Annotated in this window: 4 protein-coding genes; all 4 read right to left on the reverse strand. The window is 47.4% G+C overall.

What is annotated here, in order from left to right:
* Positions 1 to 248 precede the first annotated feature (248 nt).
* Complete coding sequence (locus AAFN46_RS20475; RefSeq protein ID WP_347810539.1) at positions 249 to 800, reverse strand: hypothetical protein; 552 nt, start codon at positions 798 to 800, stop codon at positions 249 to 251.
* 98 nt (positions 801 to 898) lie between these two features.
* The gene (locus AAFN46_RS20480) at positions 899 to 1,846 is read right to left on the reverse strand and encodes a DUF3578 domain-containing protein (protein ID WP_347810540.1); all 948 of its coding nucleotides are present in this window, start codon (positions 1,844 to 1,846) and stop codon (positions 899 to 901) included.
* A gap of 711 nt (positions 1,847 to 2,557) precedes the next feature.
* Positions 2,558 to 2,845, reverse strand: coding sequence for a hypothetical protein (locus AAFN46_RS20485; protein ID WP_347810541.1), 288 nt, complete (start codon positions 2,843 to 2,845; stop codon positions 2,558 to 2,560).
* A gap of 98 nt (positions 2,846 to 2,943) precedes the next feature.
* Positions 2,944 to 3,309, reverse strand: coding sequence for a hypothetical protein (locus AAFN46_RS20490; RefSeq protein WP_347810542.1), 366 nt, complete (start codon positions 3,307 to 3,309; stop codon positions 2,944 to 2,946).
* Between the last annotated feature and the right edge of the window lie 138 nt (positions 3,310 to 3,447).

A 3,447-nucleotide genomic window follows, 5' to 3' on the forward strand; every position in this document is an offset into this window, starting at 1 on the left:
CCGAAACGGGGCGCCGAACCAGTTTTTGAGCACATTTGGCTTTGGCATTGCACGTAGTATTGGGATGTAACTTTTCAAGACTTCCAAGCCCGCACATTCCTTTGTTGCTTTTGCCGCCTAACGGACAGGTTAAGGGGCGGCCGCGAGCGTAGCTTGCGGACGTCCCGAAGTGAGCGAAGCGAACGACTTGAACCGATTGTTAGAGATCGTACGCGTGGCTATTGTGTTTAACTTGAGCCGGTGAAGGTTTAGATTTGAGGTGTGAACAACCATTCGCCATTTGGTTGTTTAACCACTTCGTGGCCTCGTTTTTGAACTTCACCACTATTCTCTGAAACGTAAACTATCTCGAACTGTAGCGCGTTTCTTGCCGGCATAAACCAACCTTGAATCTTGGCGACAGACACACATTTTGTCTTGTCGTGGTATCGCATGGGCATCATTGGGGCATATGACGTATTCATTTTCCCGCCTGGCGCTGTATATAGCTCAAGAGAACTGTCCAGATGATTGTTGATGCAGGACTCTGCTTTGGCGAAACTTTCAATGACAGAAGAGGCTTCGGCAATAGCCTGATTGATGCTGTTGTCATCTGTTTTTACTGCTAGGTTTGATTTTATTTTAAACTCTTGGTCTTGTGTGATGAATGACCCGACTCTTCTCTGATTGGCTGGTAGTCCACTAGCTAGTGTTTTGTTTAAGGATGCCATGCCTTCATTGAATGTCGTTAAGCCGCTATTTACTGATGCGCAGCCAGTAATCATTAGCGCAAGAGAAGAAAGTATAATCATGTCCTTCATTTTTGACTCTCCTTTGGTTGACTAAATCTCTAACGTTTAAGCTAAGGGGCCGGCTTTAGCCGGTCCCAGTGAGCGAAGCGAACGATTTGAGCGCATAGTTAGCCGACCACATACACGGCTTTAAATTCTTCTACGCGGTCTACGAATTCTGTTTTATGAATCATTCGGTGGCAGTTTGAGCAGAGAACTGTGAAGTCTTTTTTAGGGTCTAAGCCTATTTTTTTACCTTTTAAGGTGCTTACTGGTGTTAGGTGGTGTGCTTCAATAAAACCTTTACCAAGCTCCCCATATTTTTTCTCAAAATCAAAGCCGCATGACTTACATATGTAGCCTTGTAACTCTTTTGCTTTTTTCGCGAGCTTTTGATTTCTCTCAATGCGCTTGTGCTCACGGAGTCTGGTGCCGTCTTCAATACTCAAACCATCTTCGTCGTCTTCCGCTATTGCGGATGACTGTTGGGAGCTTTGATTTATGACAATACGCAAGTATAAATCAATGAATTCGTTAAGATGGGACTCTAGCTCTGAGTTGGTTGGTAATGCGCCGGCTTGGTAGTGCCTGGAGTAGATGGCACCGTTTTCATATAGCTCACCCAGACTCATTCTCTGACTGGCTTTGAGATTTATTGGGCCGGTTAATACGCCAGGTGAGCTGTATGGGACTTGAGCTACGTAATCGTTTGCTTTGACTTTTAATGCGTTTCTGACTGAACTCCCGTACTGCTGTTTAAGATCCGTTACTCCTTGGTTTAACGAGATATACAGGCCGCTTCCGTCTTCACAAAAGAGATAGACTAAATAAAAACCTTTCTGAGGTGTGTCTGTGACTGTTTTGTCAAGTACTGCTGCCCAAGGCACGTTGGTCCATACACCTTTTCCCGCACTGCCTTTCACCAAATACCGGTCAGAGATACCGAGAAGGTTGTTTATAATTTTTGGAAGTTCTGAACGTAAAAACTCAGCCAGAGTGTTTCCAGTAAATGAATTAGATTCTTTCTCGATTAAATATTCAGATAGGATCTTTTCTAGTGCTTGTTTCAGGTTCACTCACAATTCCCTTTGGGTGGCTAACGTTTGGTTAAGGGGCGGCCAAAAGCGTAGCTTTTGGACGTCCAAGTGAGCGTAGCGAACGACTTGAACCATTTGTTAGGCCCAATGCATCGTCGAGCGGAGAGGGTGCATAGCGCACTGATGCTTGCCATGCTGACCTTCCAGGCGACGCGATGGCTGATGTCGTGAACTGGTGCGTGGCCTCTTTGCCGCACTTTCCTGAGCATAACCTGCGCACTTTCCCTGCTTGCATTTAGTTGATTGCTCTTACTGCCTAACGTTTGGTTAAGGGGCGGCCAAAAGCGTAGCTTTTGGACGTCCAAAGTGAGCGAAGCGAACGACTTGAACCAGTTGTTAGGCTGGGGACTTCGAGTCGGACGCAGGAAATGAATATCGCACAATGGCCGACCCGCAGCGAACTTTCAAGCCACGTATTTATTTTGGCTGGAGCCTCGACTGAACGGACATCCAGGCGCTTACTTTGATAACCCGCAGCCTTGATGCGCGGCGAGCAGCGAAGAAGCTGGAGCGGGGCGCCGAACCAGTTTTTGAGCACATTGGGCTTTGGCGTTGCACGTAGTATTGGGATGAAACTTTTCAAGACTTCCATGCCCGCACATTCCTTTGTTGCTTTTGCCGCCTAACGTTTGGTTAAGGGGCGGGCTTTAGCCCGTCCCAGTGAGCGAAGCGAACGGTTTGAACCAATTGTTATGTGGCGTTGGCGCTAATATAAATAGCTAGAATTGTGCCTGCCAGAATTATTGTGGCAATACCCGTAAAGCAAACAACAAACCTTGTGGTGGTGGTTGCCTCGTCATATCCATTTATTCCAACTGTCGGCCGCGAATTAAGGGTGATTGCCCTGCAGATACACCAGCCAAGCCACCAAGCAATTTCCTCATAAAGAAATTCGAATATCAACCAAGCGAAAATCCTTACAAGGAAATATAGGATCTTGGCGATTAGCTTAAATGAGTGATCGATGAGTTCATCCATGAAGGCTACCTTAAGCCACATAACGTTTGGTTAAGGGGCGGCCAAAAGCGCAGCTTTTGGACGTCCAAGTGAGCGAAGCGAACGACTTGAACCAGTTGTTAGGCGGCATGCCCATGCTGAAACTCCTCAAACGGAAGCTCAATAGGCGAAAGGATGAAAGAAACACCATCCTCCTCCTGCTTGACGTGCCAGAGAGCCAAGCCCTCTGGTGGTATGCGTAGTTGAAGCGGGAACACGAAGGGCGGAAGCCAAAGCAACTGAACATCACCGTCCCCCTCCCAGCCCAGTTCTAGAAATCGCTCTTTGACAATGGCGATGTAGGGCGCCAGGTCTCCGTCGACGAATTCGGACGGGTCCGCGAGGAAATGAAGGTTGTCAATCCATTCAAACCCGTAAGCACTGAAAGAACTCAGAGCTTCAGGGGCGTAGGGAATGACCTTGCTCTTAGGAATTGAATAGGCCAATGAACTCTCCGTGACGCCTAACGTTTGGTTAAGGGGCCGGCTTTAGCCGGTCCCGCAGTGAGCGAAGCGAACGACTTGAACCATTTGTTAGGGAAGTGCACGGACTTATTTTGAGGCATCGTATATATCCATATTTAG

It is taken from the genome of Pseudomonas sp. CAU 1711 (assembly GCF_039888625.1).
Lineage (GTDB): Bacteria > Pseudomonadota > Gammaproteobacteria > Pseudomonadales > Pseudomonadaceae > Aquipseudomonas.

Excerpts from the sequence above, each read along its gene's own strand:
- AAFN46_RS20475 (WP_347810539.1), bottom strand. The coding sequence starts at position 800 with ATGAAGGACATGATTATACTTTCTTCTCTTGCGCTAATGATTACTGGC.
- AAFN46_RS20485 (WP_347810541.1), bottom strand. The coding sequence starts at position 2,845 with ATGGATGAACTCATCGATCACTCATTTAAGCTAATCGCCAAGATCCTA.